2 protein-coding genes are annotated in these 1,107 nt (G+C 48.9%); both read left to right on the forward strand.

What is annotated here, in order from left to right; translation table 11 throughout:
- On the forward strand, nt 1-360 hold a 360-nt coding region (locus ACWHAR_RS22720; RefSeq protein WP_452087906.1), incomplete at its 5' end, for a FecCD family ABC transporter permease.
- Nucleotides 361-375: 15 nt separating this feature from the next.
- A partial coding sequence (locus tag ACWHAR_RS22725; RefSeq protein WP_452087907.1) for an ABC transporter ATP-binding protein occupies nt 376-1,107 on the forward strand: 732 nt, incomplete at its 3' end.

Here is a 1,107-nt window from a genome sequence, read left to right on the forward strand (position 1 = left end):
AAGGCACGCTATTTGAACATTATGCAGCTCGGAGACCAATTGGCGACCGGGCTGGGCACCGCTGTTGAAAGGGAAAGACGGATTCTTCTTCTGGCAGCGGTCACTCTTGCCGCTTCATGCGTGGCAGCTGCGGGGGGCATTGCGTTTCTCGGATTGATCGCGCCGCATGTGGCTAGAAGGCTGACCGGTCCACGTCACCAGACGCTGATACCGGTCTCCGCCTTCATCGGCTCATTCCTGTTTTTGCTTGCTGATACGCTGGCGAGAAATGTATTGGCACCATCAGAAATTCCGGTCGGACTTGTCATTTCCGTGCTAGGTGCGCCTTACTTTATTTATTTATTGATGAAAGCGAATTAGAGGAGGGGGCCGAATATGAATTCATTATCAACGGAACAGCTTGGAATCGGTTATGGCGACAGGGTGATTGTAGAGGATTTAAATATATCGATTCCTAAAGGGAAAATTACCACCTTAATTGGCCCGAACGGCTGCGGGAAATCAACGATTTTAAAAACAATGTCCAGAATTATGCGTTCACATGCAGGTGCCGTCTATTTAAACGGCAAAGCGATTCATAAAATGTCTACAAAGGACATTGCGAAAGATATGGCGATTCTTCCACAGACACCTGAAGCGCCGAGCGGCCTAACAGTGCACGAATTGGTGTCGTACGGCAGGTTTCCGCATCAATCAGGATTCGGCAGATTAAATGACGAAGACCGCCGGATTATCAAATGGGCTCTTGAAGAAACAGGCATGGCTGAATATGCTGAACGGCCGATTGAGGCATTGTCAGGCGGACAGCGTCAACGCGTGTGGATTGCCATGGCGCTTGCGCAAGGGACGGAACTGCTTCTGCTGGATGAACCTACAACGTATCTTGATCTTGCACATCAGCTTGAAATTCTGCAGCTGCTTGACAGACTCAACAAAGAGCAAGGGCGGACGATTTTAATGGTCATTCATGACCTTAACCATGCAGCTCGTTTTTCTCATTATATGATCGCGCTCAAAAAAGGCACGGTCATCAAGGAAGGAACTGCTCTGGAGGTCATGACACCGGACATTTTGAAGCAGGTATTTCAGATTGATGCCGAAATCGTG

Source organism: Bacillus sp. LR--39 (assembly GCF_053613335.1).